The sequence below is a fragment of the Prosthecobacter sp. SYSU 5D2 genome, from assembly GCF_039655865.1.
Taxonomy (GTDB): Bacteria; Verrucomicrobiota; Verrucomicrobiia; order Verrucomicrobiales; family Verrucomicrobiaceae; genus Prosthecobacter.
In genome coordinates this window covers 43,752-61,526 of the sequence record NZ_JBBYXL010000010.1, presented here as the reverse complement: position 1 = coordinate 61,526, position 17,775 = coordinate 43,752, and the positions used below count along the sequence as shown (strand labels likewise).

Below are 17,775 nucleotides of genomic sequence, written 5' to 3'. Positions count from 1 at the left end.
GCTTCATGCACGGAGCACCCATCCGAAACGGACAAAACCAAGACACTCTGAACATGTTTGCTGATCACGACGTCTATATTGCAGCGGCTCCTGAAAACCTCCGCCCACTGCTGGTGCAAGTCCGCGCCCAGCTTGCCCACGCGCTGCCTGATGCCGAAGAATGAGGTGGACCCCATCTTTCGTCACAATTCCACAATATCCAAAATTCGAAGCTCATTCACCGCGCCATCTGCCCAATAGGTAAAAACGTAACCTTCAAAACGCAGGTTCTCCAATCGGCGGCCTGTGCTGTCCCGTGTCTGGTAATCCCCTAATTGAAGGGGTGATTCCGCCAATTGATGGATTAAATTGACAAGACACGCCTGTCGCTTGCGTGACAGTGAGCTTAAAAACTCCCAGGCTTTGGGTGAAAGCACTGGCTCGTGATCGGGGATGGCCATGTCACGCCCGCACCGCAGGTTTCGGAAGCCGGATCTTTTTACCTGCATCCATTTCCGCCATGCGCCGACTCATCTCTTTTTGCCAGGAGGGAGATTCCTGTTTCATGCGAAGAAGAAATGCCGAAATCTCCACACGTTCCTTCTCACTCAGCTTCGAAAGCTGCTGCTTTAGATGGAGGAGTGCAGTGGCGCTCATAGGTACATTATCGTCTCCATGCAGCAATATTCAAGTCTCTTTCCAGTTCACACCAATGGATATGATGGGCCTGCAAGGACGCACTCAACTTCGGATGCCGGAAAAAGAATGGGCGGTTGTTCACCGTACTCACAGCTCATGCTTCTCCGCTCCCTGCTCCTCTCCCTTGTCTTCACCGCTACCCTAACCGCAGCCGACAAGAACCAGCACGTCGTCCTCATCAGCCTGGACGGCTTTCCGGCGTGGATGTGGAAGGACCCTTCCCTGGCGATCCCGAACCTGCGCAAGCTGGCTGCCGATGGGGCGCAGACGGAGGCGATGACGGTTTCCAATCCGTCCATCACCTGGATCAATCACACCACGATGGTGACGGGGGTGAACCCCCAAAAGCATGGGGTGCTTTTCAACGGACTGCTGGTGCGTGGCGAGGGGAACAAACCGCCCAAGATCGAGCCCTGGGTGCACAAGAACCGCCTGGTGCATGTGCCCACGCTTTATGATGTGGCCCACGAGGCCGGACTGACCACGGCGGAGGTGGACTGGGTGGCCATCAAGGATGCGGAGACCATCAACTGGAGCTTCGCCGAACTGCCGAGCGCAGACCGCCCCATCGAGAAGGAGATGATCGCCGCCGGGCTGCTGACGGAGGAGCAGATCTCCTGGATGAATCCCGGCCCCCAGCGCAAGAACATGGCCTGGCATGACCTGACCTGGACGCGGGCGGCCAGCCACATCATCAAGACGCATAAGCCTAACCTGATGTTGTACCACACGCTGAACACGGACGGCACCCATCACCGCTATGGCCCCGCGAACATGGCCAGCTACACGGCCCTTGCCTATACCGACCGCCTGGTGGGGGATCTGGTGCAGTCGGTGAAGGACGCCGGGCTGACGGAGAAGACCACCTTCGTTATCGCCACCGACCACGGCTTTAAAAAGGTGAGCAAGTTTGTCTATCCCAATGTCGCCTTGAAAAAAGCCGGTTATTCCAAGGCCTTTGGCAATGCCATCACGCAGTGTGAGGTGGCCGCGATGACCCAGGGCGGGCTGTGCTTCATCTATGTGCTGGACCCGGCCCGCAAGGCGGAGCTGCTGCCCAAGCTGAAGGAACTGTTCGCCGCCACGGAAGGTGTGGGTCAGGTCATTGATGGCAACGATGGCCCCACCCTGGGCATGCCGACTCCGGCGGAAAACCAGGGCATGGGCGACTTGATACTCTATGCCAAAGCCGGTTACGCCTTTAACAACGGTGCCGCAGGCGATGCCGTCGCCGCCCCCAGTGTGGACTACGGCGGCACGCACGGCTACCCCAACACCGACCCCGAACTGGACGGCATTTTCATCGCCTCCGGCAAAGGCATCAAAAAGGGCGTGGTGCTCCCCCGCATGGCCAACCTGGACATCGCACCGACCATTGCGCGCCTTTTGGACATCCAGTTGCCAGAGCCGGATGGGCGGGTGCTGGAGGAGATCCTGGAGTGAAGGGAGGTGTTCAGTTTACAGTCTTCAGTTTTCGGTTTGCAGCTCTGAAAACTGACTGCTGAAAACCAAAAACTGGCCTATTCATGGCCATGCGTCGCGGGTCTAAACGTCTTTTCAAGCTGCTGCTGACCGCCCTCGCAGCCGGTGCGGGCGTGTGGTTTGGGCTGCCGTGGCTGGTGCCATTACCGGAGGCACTGGAGACTCCGCTGAAACCTTCCCCACGCTTTCTCAGCAGCGATGGGAAGCCGCTGAGGATGCTTTTGACGCCGGAAGGTGACCGTGTGGCACAGGTGCTGCGCTTTGAGGACATCCCCACACGGCTGGTGCAGGCGACGCTGGCAGCGGAGGACAAACGTTTCTTTGATCATGGTGGCGTGGACCTGCTGGCCGTGGCGCGTGCAGCGTGGGACAATGCCCGCAGCGGGCGGGTCGTCTCGGGAGCTTCGACCATTCATCAGCAGCTTGTCAAAGTGACCTCAGCACGGACTGGCAAGAGGGGCCTGTGGGTGAAGGCCACCGAGGCCCTGCAAGCCCGCCGCCTGGCCATGCAATGGAGCAAGGAACAGGTGATGGCCGAATACCTGAACCGCATCAGCTATGGCAATCTGCTGACCGGCTGCGCCAGTGCCGCCCAGGGTTACTTTGACAAGCCTCTGGCCGACCTGAGCCCGGCCGAATGCGCCTTGCTGGCGGCCATCCCGCAATCCCCCACACGCTACAATCCCTTCAGATATTTAGAGAAAATCCAGCCTCGGCAGCAGCGCATCCTGGAGAAGATGCAAGCGCTTGGCTGGCTGACGGAGGAGCAGCTGCGGGTGGCCCAAAAGGAGAGCATCCAGTTGCAGCGCTTCCATGGCGGGTTCGAGGCCCCGCATGCGGTGGAGATGCTGCGGGTGGAGCCGCGTGAAAGTACCGTCACCACGCTGAACTCCGGCCTGCAACAGCAGGTGGAGACGATCATCACGCAGCGGCTGAGCGCGCTGAAGGCGCGGCATGTCACCCAGGCAGCGGCAGTGGTCATTGAGAATGCCACCGGGCATGTGCTGGCCTTGGCCGGATCGCGTGATTTCTTTGCCCCGGACGGAGGCCAGATCAATGGGGCCTGGGTGCCGCATTCGCCCGGCTCGGCCATCAAGCCGTTTACGTATCTGATGGCGCTGGAACGCGGAGCCACTGCAGCGAGCATCGTCGCGGATCTGCCAGTGGAATACAACACTCCCACCGGGACCTACCGGCCGGAAAACTATGCGCACAAGCTGTATGGCCCGATGACCTATCGCAATGCCCTGGGCAACAGCCTGAACATCTCCGCCGTCAAAGTGCTGGGCAGCATTGGCGGTGCGGAAATGCTGCTGGCGCAACTCAAGGCCCTTAGCCTAACCACATTGACGGAACCCGCTGAGCACTACGGGCTGGGCCTGACGATTGGCAATTCACCCGTGCGCTTGGTGGAGCTGGCCAATGCCTATGCCTGCCTGGCACGCCTGGGCCTGGACGGGCCGTGGAGCCTGGTGCCGCAAACAAAAAGTATCGAACGCACACGGCGTTTTGAGAAAATATCGTGTTACATCATCGCGGATATTCTTTCGGATAACCAGGCACGCCAGCTCACCTTTGGCCAGCATTCGCCGCTGCGGCTGCCCTTTCCCGCCGCCGTCAAGACGGGCACAAGTACCGGTTATCGGGACAACTGGTGCGTGGGCTTTACCCCCGAATATACCGTGGCGGTATGGGCGGGTAACTTTGACAATACGCCGATGCGCGAGGTGTCCGGAGTGACCGGTGCTGCCCCCATCTGGAGGGATATCTTCATTGAGCTTCAACGGCGATTTGGCATAACTTGGTATGCGGAACCGGAGGGTCTGGTGCATGCGCGTATCGACCCCCGGACCGGCAAGCGCCTGACGCCGCAGTCACCACCCGCCAGGGTGAGCCGGGAGGAGATCTTTGCGGTCAAACATCAGCCGCCCGGAGCCAGTGAGGCCGACTACGACAGCCGGGGAAGGGCGCTGCTGCGGCCTGAATATTCGGCCTGGATACGCAGCGCGGACAACTGGATGGGCGATCTGGTGGCGGTGGAGGAGGCCGGGAAACACAAGCCCTGGCGCATCAGCCATCCTATCCCCGGAACGGTGGTGCATTTGGACCCGGATCTGCCGCAGGGAGGCAGCCGGCTGATCTTGGAGACCAGCCCGGCGATGCAGGTCCAATGGACTTGTGAAACTCTGACAGTGCAGACGGACGGAGCGGCAACGTATGTGGAGCTAATTCCAGGACGGCATGAGCTGCGGGCGACCAATCCGGCCACGCAGGAGGTGCAAAGCACTTATGTCATTGTGCATCCCGAGTGAAGTTACGTGCAGCAGGGGCAGGGCTGGACGAGGTGGCCGGGGGCGACTTCTTTGAGCGTCAGGTCCATGCCGACGCTCTCCTGCCAGCGCGGATGGCTCATGCGATGTCCGAAGGCGCAGCCGGGCGGCGGATTGATCGGGGATGGCACGTCTCCATGAAGCAGGCGGCGGGGGTGGCGCTTAGCCGGATCAGGCACGGGAATGGCATCCAGCAGGGCCTTGGTATAGGCATGGCGGGGATCACGATAGAGAATCTCGGCCGGGGCAAGCTCGACGATCTTGCCCAAATACATCACGGCGACGCGGTCGCTCATGTGTTTCACGACGCTGAGACCGTGGGCGATGAAGAGATAGCTGAGGCCCATCTCGCGCTGGAGGTCTAACAAAAGGTTCAACACCTGGCTCTGCACGGAGACATCCAGGGCGGAGACAGGCTCGTCACAGACGATGAGCTTGGGCTTCAAGGCGATGGCACGGGCAATGCCGATGCGCTGGCGCTGGCCGCCGCTGAACTCAAAAGGGAAACGGTCGGCGGAAGCGGCACTGAGGCCCACCTTGTCCAGAAGATCCGCCACCCACAGACGTCGCTCGTTCTTTGTGCCAATCTTTTGGACGATGAACGGCTCCTCCAAAATGTCCCGCACGGTGTGGCGGGGGTTCAGGGACTCGGCGGGGTCCTGGAAGATCATCTGCATGTGTCGGCGTGCCGGGCGCAGCTGGCCCATGCTGGCCGTGGTGATGTCCTTTCCCTCAAACTCGATGCTGCCGCCGGTCGGCTTGAGCAAGCGGACGATGCTCTTGCCGAGGGTGGTTTTGCCGCAGCCGGACTCTCCCACCAGGCCCAGTGTCTCGCCTGCAGCCAGGGAAAAGCTAACTCCGTCCACCGCCTTGCAGGAGGCCACGGAGCGCCGCAACACGCCTCCCCGGACGGGAAAGTGCTGCTGGAGATTTTTGACGGTAAGAAGGCTCATGCTTTAAAGGTCGCTTTCGTTGAGACCGGCGGTTTTCATTAAGGCGCGCAGAATGCCGGTCTTTAAAGTTTCGTTGCCATGGACAGGAATCACCAGATTGCCTGGCCGTGCCGGATGCTTGAAGATGTGATGGCTTCCATTCACTCGGGCCAGGGACCAGCCATGAGCTTGAACAATTTTCACAAGCTGTTTGCCGCTGATGAGTTTCACACGGTAACCAGCATGGGTTGGGCGTTGGCATCGTCTATTTCCTGCTCGGCATCAGCTTGGAACCAGCCTTCGATGGCCTCAGCCAACCTGGACTGAAGTTCCTCCAGCGTTTCTGCCTGGGTGAAGCAACCAGGCAATGAAGGCACTTCGGCCCAATAGCCGCCTTCTTCAGCAGGATGAACAATGGCTTTAACGGTCATGGAGATAGTATAAGCGATTTATGGCCGGTTTCAAGGCTAGCGGCACCAGGCTCATGCGACGCAGATGGGGCAGTTTTCCACCCAGTGGTTAGGGGAGATTTCAACGTAGGGGGGGCGGGTGTTAAGGTGCTCGGGGCTGTGGTCGCGGCCGGAGCGTTCGGCGAAGCGGCAGCCGGGTTTAAAGTCCGCGATGCCGGGCACATTCCCTGGGATGGCTTTGAGCAGGGTCTTGGGCTGGCTGTCCAAGCGGGGGATACTTTGGAGCAGGCCCTGGGTATAGGCATGGCGGGGATGGGCAAAGAGGTCGAAGACGTTCGCCCGCTCTACAATGCGGCCTGCATACATGACGGCCACTTCATCACATACCTCGGCGATGACGCCCAGGTCATGGGTGATGAGTACGACGCTCATGCCCATCTCCTTTTGCAGGTCCGCGATGAGTTCCAGGATCTGCGCCTGCACGGTCACATCCAGAGCGGTGGTGGGTTCATCCGCGATGAGCAGCTTGGGTTTATTGATGAGCGCCATGGCGATCATGATGCGCTGACGCATGCCGCCGCTGAGCTGGTGCGGGTATTCCCCCAGCCGGGCTTCAGGCGCGGGAATGCGGACCTTTTTCATCATGTCCACACTGCGGCTGAGAACCTCGGATTTGCTGCAATCGGTATGCAGCAGGATGGCCTCGGCAAGCTGGCGGCCCACGGTCTGCACGGGATTCAGTGCCGTCATCGGCTCCTGGAAAATCATGCTGATTTCATTGCCTCGGACCTTCTGCATCTCTTCCAGTGGCAGGTTGAGCAGGTCTTTTCCTTCGAAACGGATGCTGCCGCCGAGTACCTTGCCATGCGGCTGTGGCAGCAGTCGGGTGATGGAAAAAGCCGTCACACTTTTGCCGCAGCCGGACTCCCCCACAATGCCGAGGGTTTTACCCTTCGGAACATCAAAGCTGATGCCGTCCACGGCCGTCATGCGGCCCGCATCGGTATCGAAGGCGGTGACGAGATCCCTGACTTCAAGAATGGAGGGTGCGTCGGTCATGAGTCAGTGCGGTAGGCGTCAAAGATGCGCAAAACTTCGCCAAAGCTGCGGCCCTCCCGCATGGCGTCCTTGGTTTCTTTTTTCATGTCTTCGTCAATCCAGAACATGTAGGCATCCAGAGGCTCGCGGCTTTTGCGGGCATTGCCATTCTTGGGCCAGCGGAGGTAGCGCCAGGAGAGATACCGGTAGAAGGGTGACTCCCAGGCGGGGATGACGCAGGCGCGTTCCTCAATGAGCTTGGCGAGCTGCCAAGACAGCTTTTGTACCTCCTCCTCAGTCTGGGCCTTGCGGTGCTGGATGATGAGCTTGTCCAGTTCTAAATCGGCAGTCTGCGTGATGTTGTTGGTATCGGTGACGACCTCGCGCTTGCCATCGGGGCCGGTCTTGAAGGCATTGTCGGAATGAAAGCCTTCCCAAAAGCGCGGATACGGCGGGGTGGCTCCGAACCCGGCGAAACCGAGCTCATGATTTTTCTGGTCCAGCTTTTTATACATCTGGGTGACATCCAGGCCCTCGACATTAATTTCCAGACCGGCCTTCCTGGCTTCCTCTTTTAAGCGCAGCATGATGGGCATGACGGTGCCGGAATTGAAAGTGGTGAGGGTAAAGGAGAGGCGTTTGCCCTGGTCATTCTGGAGGATGCCATCCGGGCCGGGCCGGGTGAAACCGGCTTTGGCAAAGTGCTCGCGCGCTTTCACGGGATCAAAAGGCAGCGCACGCAGGTCCGGGTTGGTGAACTTGCCGAATCCGGCGAAGGTGCTCTGCATGCGGGTCTTGTCGCTGCGGAAATCCACCTCAATGACCTTCTTGAAGTTCATGGCATAATGAAGGCCCAGGCGCACATCCAGGCTGTCCAGCGGCGGTTTGCTTTCATTGATGCGAATGCCCCAAGTGACCTGGGGAAAGACGTTGTAAAAAACGTGACGCTCCACGTAGCCATTATAAAGCCCCGGGATCTCCGTTTTGTCATACCAGTAGCGGGGGAGACCGGCGAGAAAGTAATCAAACTGGCCCTGACGGAACATCTCGAAAGCCTTGTCCTGGCTGGCGATGATTTTGTATTCCAGGAAGTCTGGATTGAAGAGGTAGCGGTAGTGTTTCAGGTCCCCTGCCCACCAGTCTTTGACCCGAACCAGGGTAATGGAGCGTCCGCGTTTCAGCAAATCCGCATCAATGGCGTAAGCACCAGTGGAGGGGGTGATGCGCCATTGATAACGGGCGGGAAAGTCAGGTCCGAATTCGCGGAAAAAGTGCTGCGGAGTGGCCGGAACGGTGGCGTACCAAAGGGGATCGGGCTTAGGCTCCGGAATGGTGACGGAAAAGGTGCGTTCATCATACTTGGTGATGGCGGCGTATTCTTTGGTATACCAGTCGTTATACCAGGGGTCCTTGATGTGCGGACTGGTCATGATGAAAAAGGTCATGAAGAAGTCCTCCACTACAATGGGGGTGCCGTCTGAATACGTCAGCTTGTCCTGAAGCCGATAAAAGACGGTCTTCTTGTCTTCAGAAACGGCCCACTCTTTGGCCATGCCGGGAATCCACACATCCTCATCTGGATGGCGGGTGACGAGGCTGATTTCGATGTTGTCCCGATGCTGGCCGCGAAAGGTATTGCCGGCATCCGGTCCGATGAACCGGAAGGTCGGCGGATAGGTAGGGTGGTAGTCGTGAAATGTGCCGCCTTTTTTGGCATCGGGATCACCGAATTCCGGCACATCGGCACCATTTTCCCAGGCCAGGCCCCCGGGCAGATCAGCAGGGGTTTTCCACTGGAAGAATTCAGGTTTGGACTTCCAAAAGTCCTGCACTTCCTGGGTGTTGTCATAGGGTGGGAAGCGGGTGTCATCGGAGTCTGCGCAGGAGGGCAGTAAAGTCGCCGCAAGCAGCATCAACAAAGCACCTGCCAGGCGTGAAAGGGCGGCTCCGGGCATCCGTGTGCCGACTGTTTGAGGAGAGGTCATCGGTAGGTCGTGAATTTCTTCGGATCGAAGGCTTCGCGGATGGCCTCGCCAACGAAGGTGACGAGGATGAGGACAGTGGTCATGGCGACGAAGGCGGAGCTGACAATCCAGGGGTAGTTAAAATCTTCCGTACCCTCACGCAGGAGGCGGCCCCAGCTGGGTTCCTCCGGTGGAAGGCCAAAGCCGAGATAATCCAGGGCGGCCAGGGAGGTGATGATGGCGGTCACCTCAAAGGGGGCGAGGGTGACGAGGATGGCGATGCTGTTTGGCAGGATGTGCTTCAGGATGATGCGACCGGTGCCTGCCCCCAGAAGACGTGCAGAAGCCACGTAATCCCGCGATTTTTCCCGTAGGGCGGAGGTACGGATGTAAAGGGTGGGCCCCATCCAGCTGAACAGGGAAATGATGACGACGAGGAGGAAAAGATTGGGGCTGATGATGGAGCTGACGATCATCACGATGAAGAGGAAGGGCAGCACGGACCAGATCTCGATGAGGCGGCCCCCGATGATGTCCGCCGCGCCGCCGAAGTAGCCGAGCGCACCGCCCACTGCCACGCCAGTGATGAACACGAAGGAGACAAAAATAACGGAGGCTATGATGGCCTGCTGCCAGCCACCAAAGAGGATGGCCAGCACATCCCCGCCCATGGAGGTGGTGCCGAGGAAATGGCGGTGCTCCCAGGAAGGCGGCGACGGGGGGTAAACGACGGTCAGCATGCCTTCAGCCGCTTGAGACTCAAGAGCGGCGGCTTTGCCATCGGAATAGTCAGTGTAGGCGACGCGTTGTCCCTTTTCATAAGTTCCTCTTTCCACCTGCTCACCCGTAAGGTCCCAGCCCCGCATCTCCCCCTGGCGCAGGCCGCGACGGAAGACCCACTCCTGGCGCTTCTGGCCGGGCTTGTCTTTGAAGACGGTATAACCGCGACCATTGAAGGGTTCATTACTGGTCAGGCGGTAAATTTTCCCATCGCGTTCGATGAGTTTTTCGATGACCTCGGGGGTGTCCAGTTTAGCATCATAGGGGACAGGCGGCAGGAGGACCCAGTTGGAGGATTTTTCTTCGCGAAAAGTGCGCTGAAGCTCGCGGTAATCCGTCTCGGAATCCTCCTTGAGGCCAAAAGTGGTGGCAGGCACGACCTGGGTGACGAAGGGAAAATAGTACTGGCCTTCGTAATGCACGATCAAGGCACGCTTACCCACCAGGAGGCTGTCCAGCGAGGCGACACCGACCAGGAAAAGGAGGATGAGAAATGACCAGTGACCGCGGCGGATGTCGCGAAAGCGCTTCATCTGCTTGAGGGTCAGCGGGCTCCACTGCCAGCTCTGCTGGTTTTTCAAAAGCAGGCGAACGCCTGTCAATGTGAGCAGTGCCAGCAAGGCCCAGCCCACCCAGGCGCTGCCCAGGAATGGCACCTTGAACAGCGGCACGGAAAGCCCCAGCCCATAAAAAAGGCCGCTGATGGCAGAATAAAGGATGGCAAGAATGCCTGTGGTGCGCGGAGACATGTCAGTCAGTCAATCAGTCAAAACGGATTCGCGGATCGGTCAGGGCGACAAAGATGTCGGAGAGGATGTTGCCGACCATCAAAAGCAGCACATTGAGCACGAGAATGCCCATGACCAGCGGATAGTCACGATCCAGGATGCTGTAGTAGCTCAGGAGGCCAAAGCCGTTGATTTCGAAGATCAGTTCAATGAGCAGGGACCCGGTCAAAAAAATGGAAACGACATGACCCAGAGTGGTAGCTAGCGGGATGAGGGAATTGCCCAAAGCATGGCCCAGCACGGCACGCTTGAAGCCGGCTCCTTTGGCCACGGCGGTGCGGACATAGTCGGCGGCGAGATTGTCCATGAGACTGTTTTTGACCAGCAAGGTCATGAAGGCAAAGCTGCCGATCATGTAGCAGACCAGCGGGAGGATGGCATGGTGGATGACGTCCCACACCTTGCCCCCTAGGCTCAGGGTATCAAAGCCCTCGCTGACGAAGCCGCCAGTGGGAAACCAGTTCAAACGGGCGGCCAGATACACCACCAGAATGCTGGCCAGCACAAAGCCGGGGATGGCGTAGCCGACAAAGATGAGGATGGAGGTGACATTGTCCAGCACCGTGCGGTGCTTGATGGCCTTTAAAATGCCCAGGGGGATGCAGACGATGTAGCTCAGGAGGAAAGTGGTGAGTCCGTAAAAGATGGAAATGGGCATCCGCTCCCGGATCATGCCCCACACAGGCTCATTGTAGCGGGTGGAGACGCCCAGATTCCCCTGGGCCAGACCATCATAGGCCGGACGGAAAACCTCCACGCGGTTTTTATCCGCCACGACGCGGGTCTTCCAGGGCTTGAGTTCATCTTTATTCCCGGCAGTCAGTTTGCCATCGGGAGTGACTTTGGCCTGGGTGATGCGGTAAGCGTTATTGGGCTGCCACTCCTCACGCGGCAGCAGCGTCTGCAGGGTCACGGGCTGCTCGCTTTCGTCATTTTCGAATTTGATGAACTGCTTGTCCTGCTCCTTGGGCATGAGTCCCAGCCACGCAAGGTAACCTGGCAGAAAGGGGCGGTCGAATCCGTAATAAGCGGCCATTTCCTGCTTCTGCTCCTCGCTCATGGAGGCTCCGCCATCCTTCATGCCCCCTTCCCCGTGCATGGCGGCCTGCCGCATGGCCGCCTCCAGCGGGCCACCAGGAGTGATGCGCGTGATGAAATACACCACCATGGTCGCACCGATCAGGGTCGGGAGGATGAGCAGGAAGCGTCGGATGAAATAATCGCGCATGAGGGGAACGGCCAGTCTCAGACATACGTGCGCCGGAGACAAGGAATTGTGTGGTTTTTCATTTCATTGCCTTCATGTTCATCCTGTCATGAGCTGGATCATCCGAATCGTCGTCCTGGCTGCGCTGCTGATGGGAATCGTGCATTTTCACCAGTCACGCACGCACCGCCCTACCCGCATCGCGGAGGCCACGGCCCAGGGCATCCTCATCCTGGCCAACGGATCGGAGCCGGAGACGCTGGATCCGCAACTGGCGACGGGGTCGCCGGAGCATCACATCTTTGATGCGCTGTTCGAAGGGCTGGTGGCGACGACGCCGGAGGATCCGGATGACAATGGTCCGGGCGCAGCTACGCACTGGGAGACGGAGGATTTTATTACCTGGACGTTTCACCTGCGCAAGGATGGCAAGTGGAGTGATGGCACGCCCCTGACAGCCCACGATTTTTTATTCTCCTTTCGGCGCATTCTGACCCCGGAGCTGGCAGGGCCCTATGCGCCGATGCTGTATCCCATGCTGAATGCAGAAGAGTTTAACAAAGGGGAGGTGAAGGACTTTTCCCAGGTGGGCGCGAAGGCGCTGGATGACTACACGTTGCAGATCATCCTCAAAGGGCCGGCCCCTTATCTGCCGTCCATGCTGAAGCATTACTCCTGGCATCCGGTGCCAAGGCATGTCATCGAGCGGTTTGGGAAAATATCGGATCGCGATACAAAATGGACGCGGGCGGGTAACATCGTGGGCAACGGCCCTTTTAAGCTGAAGGAATGGCGCTACACGCACTCCCTGACCGTGGAGCGCAACCCGCTTTATTGGGATGCGGGCTTGGTGCGGCTGAATGAGATCCAGTTTATTCCCATCGTCAGCGATGCGACAGAGGAGCGCGCTTTCCGCGATGGCCAGGTTCACGTCACCAATACCGTGCCTCTGCCCAAGATGGACTACTACCGGGAAAAAGAACCGGACCTGTTTCGCCTGGAACCGATGCTGGGCACCTATTTTTACCGCATCAATGTCACCAAGCCGCCCTTCAATGACAAGCGCGTACGCAAGGCGCTGACGCTGAGCGTGGACCAGGACACGCTGATCCGCAATGTGCTGCGCGGAGGGCAAAAGCCTGCCATCGGCTTTACCCCGCCAGGTGCGGGAGAAGGCTATGAAACCCCCGGTCTTCTGAAGTATGATCCTGAAGAAGCACGTCGCCTGCTGGCCGAGGCCGGCTATCCCAATGGGAAAGGCTTTCCCAAATTTGACATCCTGATCAACACAATGGAATCCCACCGCACCATCGGGGAGGCCATCATGGAGATGTGGAAAAAGAACCTCAACATCCCGGCAGGGGTGCTCAACCAGGACTGGGGCGTGTACCTGGACAGCCAGCGGACGCTGGACTTTCAGATCTGCCGGGCGGGATGGATCGGAGATTATCTGGACCCCTACACTTTTCTCAGCATCTGGCAGACAGGGGATGGCAATAACAACACCGGCTGGAGCAGCCCCCGCTATGATGAGCTGATGCAGGCCTCCCTGCGTGAAGGCGACAGCACCCGCCGCATGGCCATCCTGACGGAGGCGGAGACGCTCCTGCTGGATGAGCTGCCGATGATCCCGCTGTACTGGTATGTGCGCCCGTTCTTGAGACGCCCGGAGGTGAAGGGGATGAAATCTTCCCTGCTGGAGCACCGGTGCTACAAGGCGGTGTATCTGGAGCAGCCATAATCGGATCCCTCATGTTCAGCGAAAGGCTGGCCCGCAGCCGTCGTTTCCTCCCTCCATGTTTGTGCGTCTGCTTCAGTCCCTCCTTTGTCTCAGCCTCTGCTCCATCCTTCAAGCGCAAGCTCCTGCGCAGCCGGCCATCACGCCGGGCATGATCCAAAAGACGCTGGCCGGTGCCCCGGATGCCGCCACGCTAGGGCAGCTTCATGAAAAAGTGACGCGGCTGTTTGGAAAACAAAACCTGCTGAAGGGCAAGCCCGGCACCAAAATCGAAGGAACGACGGTGGCCTGGGCCATCATGGACATGGGAGCGGCACGGGTGGTGCGCGGCAATGACACGGTGATCGGCGAGATGGTGCGGCTGGGCGATGACGGGCTGCAGGTGCTGGTCAAGACCATGGCCAATTTTCAGGAGTTTAACTACCGCATCGAAGTGGACGGCATGGCCCGGGTGGCTGGCATGGTCCATCTGGAGCACTATGAATACACCGCTGACAGTGAAAAACAGCCCGGTGTACCCGAAGGGCGGCTGGAGACTTTCGAATGGAACAAGAGCAAGGTTTTCCCGGACACCCACCGGGGAGTGACGGTTTACATTCCACAACAATACAAGGCCGGTGATGAGGCCTGCCTGATGGTCTGGCAGGATGGGACCCGGCATGTGGACCCGAAGGGTTCCATGCGGGCCAGCACGGTTTTTGACAACCTCATCCACCAGAAGAAGATGCCGGTGACCATCGGTGTCTTCGTTGATCCGGGCCGCAAATCCAGCCAGAAGCCCGGGGAAAAAGCGGCCAACCGCAGCGCCGAGTATGACGGGCTGGGCCCCGCATACAGCCAATTTCTGCTCACCGAGATCCTGCCTGAGGTGGAGAAAAAGTATGAGGTAAAGTTCCGCCAGGACCCGGAGGCCTGGGGCATTGCGGGAGGTTCTTCCGGCGGCATCTGCGCCTTCACAGCCGCGTGGGAGCGCCCGGACAAGTTTCATAAAGTGCTGAGCTGGGTGGGCACCTTTGTGGACATCCGGGGCGGCAATGCGTACCCCTATCTGCTGCGGGTCACGGAGCGGAAACCCATCCGCGTGTACCTGCTGGACGGGGTGAATGACCTGGACAACAAATTTGGCAACTGGCCGCTGGCCAACCGAATGATGGAGGCCAGCCTGAAGTACATGAACTATGATTACCGCATGGACTGGACCGAGTGCTTCCATGGCAGCCGGGGCATGGCCCCGCATCTGCCCGAGGCGCTGGCGTGGCTGTGGCGGGATGTGAAGTGAGGGGGGCAGCGTTCGGAATTACATCCGCTGATCCGTCGCCGGGTTCACGTCCACTCTCATGTTTAACAAGGTGAAGTTTCCGAACATGCTGGCCAGGGCGACATCGGCGGCATCGCGACCGTAGGCGAGGACGATGCGGTCGCCGCGGGTCAGGGGCTCGGTGGCATCGAAGGTGAACCAGCGGCCGCCGATGTAGGCCTCGAACCAGGCGTGGAGGTCCATCGGTTTCAGGTCGTACAGAAACCCCACGACCATGCGCGCGGGGACATTGATGGCGCGGCAAAGGGAGATGCCGAGGTGGGCGAAGTCACGGCACACGCCGCGTTTCATCTCCGCCGTCTCCAGGGCGGAGGTGGAGCTGTCGCTGCTGCCGGATTCATAGCGGATGTTTTCATGGATCCAGGTGCGGATGGCGGCCACCATCCGGTAGTCCGGCTCCATGTCGCCGACGATGGAGCAGGCCAGGTCTGAAACGCGGTCCGACTGGCAATAGCGGCTGGGCAGGAGGTAATGCAGGACGTCGGTGGGCAAATTTTGAGCCAGCCACAAAGGCGCGCGAGGATCGGCATCGGCAATGTCAGGCACCTGGACGCGGTAATGCACCGACAGATGAAAATGCCCGGCTGGCATGACGGTGCGCTGGCAGAGGTTGCCGTAAAAATCGGTGAACTCGATCACCGGCACGCGGGGGCGGATGAAGAACTCCTCCCGCATGACCCACTGGGCCCAGCCGCTGCGAGGGCGCAACATGAAGATGGCGGGCACGTCCTCCGTGGTATGATATTCAAGCTTGCAGGAGGCATCAAGAATCATGGTGCAGGAGCGATGGAGGGGATCGGGTTTCGGAAAAAGACGGCTCCCTTTCGTCTGGGATTTACATTCGGCAAATGGAATCCACGCATGAAGTGGGCCAAGCTGCACCCTGCTCAGGCTATGGCATCCGGGAACCTGCGAAAGGTGACATCCTGGAAACAGAACAGCCCGCCAAAACGGCGGGCTGCTCAAAGGGGATGCGGTTGGAATCCGGGGGTCAGATCACGTCTTCCACCAATTCGATGTTCTTGCCGCCGAGCTTCTCAAGGAAAGTCTTGGTGCCTTCCTGGGAGAACTTGGGGTCACGGGCTTCGATGCAGACGAAGAAGCCGTCATCGGAGAATTTGGCGAACCGTTTGGAGACAAACAGAGGGTGGTTCAGTCGTGGCAGGCCGATGAGGCCCAGGAGACCGAACAGCACGGTAAACGCGGAGAACAGAATGGTGAGCTCGAACATCACCGGAAAGAAGGCCGGCAGAGTCCAGATGTGGGTGGGCTTGGCCTGCACGACAGTCGGGTAGGTTTCTGCCAGGGTCTGGAGGAAACCGAGGCCGATGTCAGACCAGAAGGTGGTCTGAGTGAGGGTCTGCAGGGTGAAGGCCACGCAGGTGCCGGTGAGACCTCCGAAGAAAACGAAGTAAGGCAGCTTGGAACGCTTCACGCCCATGGCGTGGTCCATGCCGTGGATGGGGAACGGGGTATGTACGTCCCAGCGCTGGTAGCCAGCATCGCGGACATGCTCGGCCGCATGATAAAGGTCCTTGACGCTGTCAAATTCAGCGAGGAAGCCGTGGACTCGTTTGAGGGTGGTGCTCACGATGGTCTAAGTTTAAAAGTGGATGCAGCGGCTCAGGCGATGGACTTGGGCACGTGGCGGTCGGGGTAATCCATGAGGTCTTCCTCCTGGATGCCTTTTTCGTCGTGGTCGTCCGCATGGGCATTGGACTGGGGAAGCACGCCTTTGACTTCACCGATGGCGATGACCGGCAGGAAGCGGAGGAACAGAAGGAACAGCATCATGAACAGGCCGAAGGTGCCCAGGAAGGTGTATTTATCCACCCAGGTGGCCTCATAGACGCGCCAGGAGCCGGGGGTGAGGTGGCGCTCCAGCGTGGTGGCGATGATGACGTAACGCTCGAACCACATGCCGGCGTTCACGCACATGCAGACGAACATCACGACCCAAAGGTTGTGGCGGCACCAGCGGAACCAGAAGAGCTGCGGGGCAAAGACGTTGAAACCGAACATGAAGTAATAAGCCCAGGTGGACGGACCATAAAGGCCGCGAAGCTGGAAGGTCTGAAGCTCATACTTGTTCGCGCTGTAATAGGCGATGAAGAACTCCATGCAGTAGGCATAACCGACGATCGTTCCTGTGAGCAGGATGATCTTGGCCATGTTATCAATGTGCTTCGGCGTGATGAGGTCGCCCAGGCCATAGATCTTGGAGACCGGGATCATCAGGGTAAGCACCATGGCGAAACCGCCGAAGATAGCACCTGCCACGAAGTATGGCGGGAAGATGGTGGTGTGCCAGCCGGGGACGATGGAAGTAGCGAAGTCAAAGGACACCACGGAGTGCACAGAAAGCACCAGCGGGGTGGAGAGGGCGGCCAGAAGCATGTAGGCCGTCTCATAATGGCTCCAATGGCGGTTGGCACCGCGCCAGCCCAGGGAGAAGATGCCGTAAAGCGCCTTCCGGAGGCCGGGTTTGCAGCGGTCACGCAGGGTGGCCAAGTCAGGAACCAGGCCGAGGAACCAGAACACCGCCGACACCGTGAAGTAGGTGGACACGGCGAACACGTCCCAAAGCAGGGGCGATTTGAAGTTCTGCCAGACAGCGTTGGCGTTTGGAATTGGAGCCAGGAACCAGACCATCCAGACACGACCGACGTGGAAGGCCGGGAAGAGACCGGCGCACATCACGGCGAAGATGGTCATGGCCTCAGCAGCGCGGTTCACCGACGTACGCCACTTCTGGCGGGTCAGGAAAAGAATGGCGGAGATGAGGGTACCGGCGTGACCGATACCGATCCAGAACACGAAGTTGGTGATGTCCCAGGCCCAGGCGACTGGCTGCTTCTGGCCCCACACACCGACACCGGTGGAAATGAGGTAGGCAAAGCAGAACACCGTGAGCAGTGTCAGCAGCACGGAAGGCACAAACAATACCCACCAGAGCAGGGGCTGCTTGTTTTCCACAATGCCGCAGATGCGGTTGGTGATCCAGGAGTAGGAGCGGTTGTTCAGCACAAGCGGCTCGCGATCCAGGATGCGAGGTGCGCCCGTGTGGGGTTCCGTTGAGTGGGTGGTAGCGGTGGCTTCCATGGTTCCGG

Annotated in this window: 16 protein-coding genes; 4 read left to right on the top strand and 12 right to left on the bottom strand. The window is 59.2% G+C overall.

From position 1 onward, the window contains the following. Positions 1-182 precede the first annotated feature (182 nt). Both WJU23_RS17335 and WJU23_RS17330 read right to left on the bottom strand, forming a co-directional pair. The gene (locus WJU23_RS17335; protein ID WP_346333869.1) at positions 183-440 is read right to left on the bottom strand and encodes a hypothetical protein; all 258 of its coding nucleotides are present in this window, start codon (positions 438-440) and stop codon (positions 183-185) included. Between the two features lies 1 nt (position 441). Then, positions 442-636: a hypothetical protein gene (locus tag WJU23_RS17330; protein ID WP_346333868.1), complete on the bottom strand. Its 195-nt coding sequence runs from the start codon at positions 634-636 to the stop codon at positions 442-444. Positions 637-774: 138 nt separating this feature from the next. Here WJU23_RS17330 and WJU23_RS17325 point away from each other — a divergent pair, with 138 nt between their 5' ends. Both WJU23_RS17325 and pbpC read left to right on the top strand, forming a co-directional pair. After that, entirely contained in the window at positions 775-2,121 is a 1,347-nt protein-coding gene (locus WJU23_RS17325; RefSeq protein ID WP_346333867.1) for an alkaline phosphatase family protein, read from the top strand. Positions 2,122-2,204: 83 nt separating this feature from the next. Next, complete coding sequence (pbpC, locus tag WJU23_RS17320; protein WP_346333866.1) at positions 2,205-4,472, top strand: penicillin-binding protein 1C; 2,268 nt, start codon at positions 2,205-2,207, stop codon at positions 4,470-4,472. A gap of 2 nt (positions 4,473-4,474) precedes the next feature. On the opposite strand, the gene WJU23_RS17315 is transcribed toward pbpC, so the two are convergent. Genes WJU23_RS17315 through WJU23_RS17285 form a run of 7 tightly spaced genes read right to left on the bottom strand, consistent with a single transcriptional unit; the run spans position 4,475 to position 11,630 of the window. Further along, positions 4,475-5,443: an ABC transporter ATP-binding protein gene (locus tag WJU23_RS17315; protein ID WP_346333865.1), complete on the bottom strand. Its 969-nt coding sequence runs from the start codon at positions 5,441-5,443 to the stop codon at positions 4,475-4,477. A 3-nt stretch (positions 5,444-5,446) separates the two neighbouring features. Continuing rightward, a complete protein-coding gene (locus tag WJU23_RS17310; RefSeq protein ID WP_346334058.1) occupies positions 5,447-5,626 on the bottom strand; it encodes a type II toxin-antitoxin system HicA family toxin in 180 nt (59 codons plus the stop codon). Between the two features lie 23 nt (positions 5,627-5,649). After that, on the bottom strand, positions 5,650-5,853 hold the full coding sequence (locus tag WJU23_RS17305) for a type II toxin-antitoxin system HicB family antitoxin (RefSeq protein WP_346333864.1): 204 nt from the start codon (positions 5,851-5,853) through the stop codon (positions 5,650-5,652). Positions 5,854-5,904: 51 nt separating this feature from the next. Continuing rightward, on the bottom strand, positions 5,905-6,891 hold the full coding sequence (locus WJU23_RS17300) for an ABC transporter ATP-binding protein (protein ID WP_346333863.1): 987 nt from the start codon (positions 6,889-6,891) through the stop codon (positions 5,905-5,907). Continuing rightward, a complete protein-coding gene (locus WJU23_RS17295) occupies positions 6,888-8,855 on the bottom strand; it encodes an extracellular solute-binding protein (protein ID WP_346333862.1) in 1,968 nt (655 codons plus the stop codon). Before WJU23_RS17295 ends, WJU23_RS17300 begins: the two co-directional genes overlap by 4 nt. After that, positions 8,852-10,363, bottom strand: a complete 1,512-nt coding sequence (locus WJU23_RS17290; RefSeq protein WP_346333861.1) for an ABC transporter permease subunit — start codon at positions 10,361-10,363, stop codon at positions 8,852-8,854. Before WJU23_RS17290 ends, WJU23_RS17295 begins: the two co-directional genes overlap by 4 nt. A gap of 13 nt (positions 10,364-10,376) precedes the next feature. Then, a complete protein-coding gene (locus WJU23_RS17285; RefSeq protein WP_346333860.1) occupies positions 10,377-11,630 on the bottom strand; it encodes an ABC transporter permease in 1,254 nt (417 codons plus the stop codon). Positions 11,631-11,718: 88 nt separating this feature from the next. On the opposite strand from WJU23_RS17285, the gene WJU23_RS17280 reads away from it, so the two are divergent. Continuing rightward, entirely contained in the window at positions 11,719-13,350 is a 1,632-nt protein-coding gene (locus WJU23_RS17280; RefSeq protein WP_346333859.1) for a peptide ABC transporter substrate-binding protein, read from the top strand. Between the two features lie 55 nt (positions 13,351-13,405). Next, positions 13,406-14,626 (top strand): alpha/beta hydrolase-fold protein, encoded by a 1,221-nt coding sequence (locus tag WJU23_RS17275; protein ID WP_346333858.1) that lies wholly within the window; start codon positions 13,406-13,408, stop codon positions 14,624-14,626. 18 nt (positions 14,627-14,644) lie between these two features. On the opposite strand, the gene WJU23_RS17270 is transcribed toward WJU23_RS17275, so the two are convergent. From WJU23_RS17270 to nrfD, 3 genes are all read right to left on the bottom strand, one after another. Then, positions 14,645-15,439, bottom strand: a complete 795-nt coding sequence (locus WJU23_RS17270) for a transglutaminase family protein (protein ID WP_346333857.1) — start codon at positions 15,437-15,439, stop codon at positions 14,645-14,647. Positions 15,440-15,656: 217 nt separating this feature from the next. Next, positions 15,657-16,256 (bottom strand): DUF3341 domain-containing protein, encoded by a 600-nt coding sequence (locus tag WJU23_RS17265; RefSeq protein WP_346333856.1) that lies wholly within the window; start codon positions 16,254-16,256, stop codon positions 15,657-15,659. Between the two features lie 32 nt (positions 16,257-16,288). Further along, entirely contained in the window at positions 16,289-17,767 is a 1,479-nt protein-coding gene (gene nrfD / locus WJU23_RS17260) for an NrfD/PsrC family molybdoenzyme membrane anchor subunit (protein WP_346333855.1), read from the bottom strand. Positions 17,768-17,775: the final 8 nt, after the last annotated feature.

Excerpts from the sequence above, each read along its gene's own strand:
- WJU23_RS17335 (WP_346333869.1), bottom strand. The coding sequence starts at position 440 with ATGGCCATCCCCGATCACGAGCCAGTGCTTTCACCCAAAGCCTGGGAG.
- WJU23_RS17330 (WP_346333868.1), bottom strand. The coding sequence starts at position 636 with ATGAGCGCCACTGCACTCCTCCATCTAAAGCAGCAGCTTTCGAAGCTG.
- WJU23_RS17325 (WP_346333867.1), top strand. The coding sequence starts at position 775 with ATGCTTCTCCGCTCCCTGCTCCTCTCCCTTGTCTTCACCGCTACCCTA.
- pbpC (WP_346333866.1), top strand. The coding sequence starts at position 2,205 with ATGGCCATGCGTCGCGGGTCTAAACGTCTTTTCAAGCTGCTGCTGACC.
- WJU23_RS17315 (WP_346333865.1), bottom strand. The coding sequence starts at position 5,443 with ATGAGCCTTCTTACCGTCAAAAATCTCCAGCAGCACTTTCCCGTCCGG.
- WJU23_RS17305 (WP_346333864.1), bottom strand. The coding sequence starts at position 5,853 with ATGACCGTTAAAGCCATTGTTCATCCTGCTGAAGAAGGCGGCTATTGG.
- WJU23_RS17300 (WP_346333863.1), bottom strand. The coding sequence starts at position 6,891 with ATGACCGACGCACCCTCCATTCTTGAAGTCAGGGATCTCGTCACCGCC.
- WJU23_RS17295 (WP_346333862.1), bottom strand. The coding sequence starts at position 8,855 with ATGACCTCTCCTCAAACAGTCGGCACACGGATGCCCGGAGCCGCCCTT.
- WJU23_RS17290 (WP_346333861.1), bottom strand. The coding sequence starts at position 10,363 with ATGTCTCCGCGCACCACAGGCATTCTTGCCATCCTTTATTCTGCCATC.
- WJU23_RS17285 (WP_346333860.1), bottom strand. The coding sequence starts at position 11,630 with ATGCGCGATTATTTCATCCGACGCTTCCTGCTCATCCTCCCGACCCTG.
- WJU23_RS17280 (WP_346333859.1), top strand. The coding sequence starts at position 11,719 with ATGAGCTGGATCATCCGAATCGTCGTCCTGGCTGCGCTGCTGATGGGA.
- WJU23_RS17275 (WP_346333858.1), top strand. The coding sequence starts at position 13,406 with ATGTTTGTGCGTCTGCTTCAGTCCCTCCTTTGTCTCAGCCTCTGCTCC.
- WJU23_RS17270 (WP_346333857.1), bottom strand. The coding sequence starts at position 15,439 with ATGATTCTTGATGCCTCCTGCAAGCTTGAATATCATACCACGGAGGAC.
- nrfD (WP_346333855.1), bottom strand. The coding sequence starts at position 17,767 with ATGGAAGCCACCGCTACCACCCACTCAACGGAACCCCACACGGGCGCA.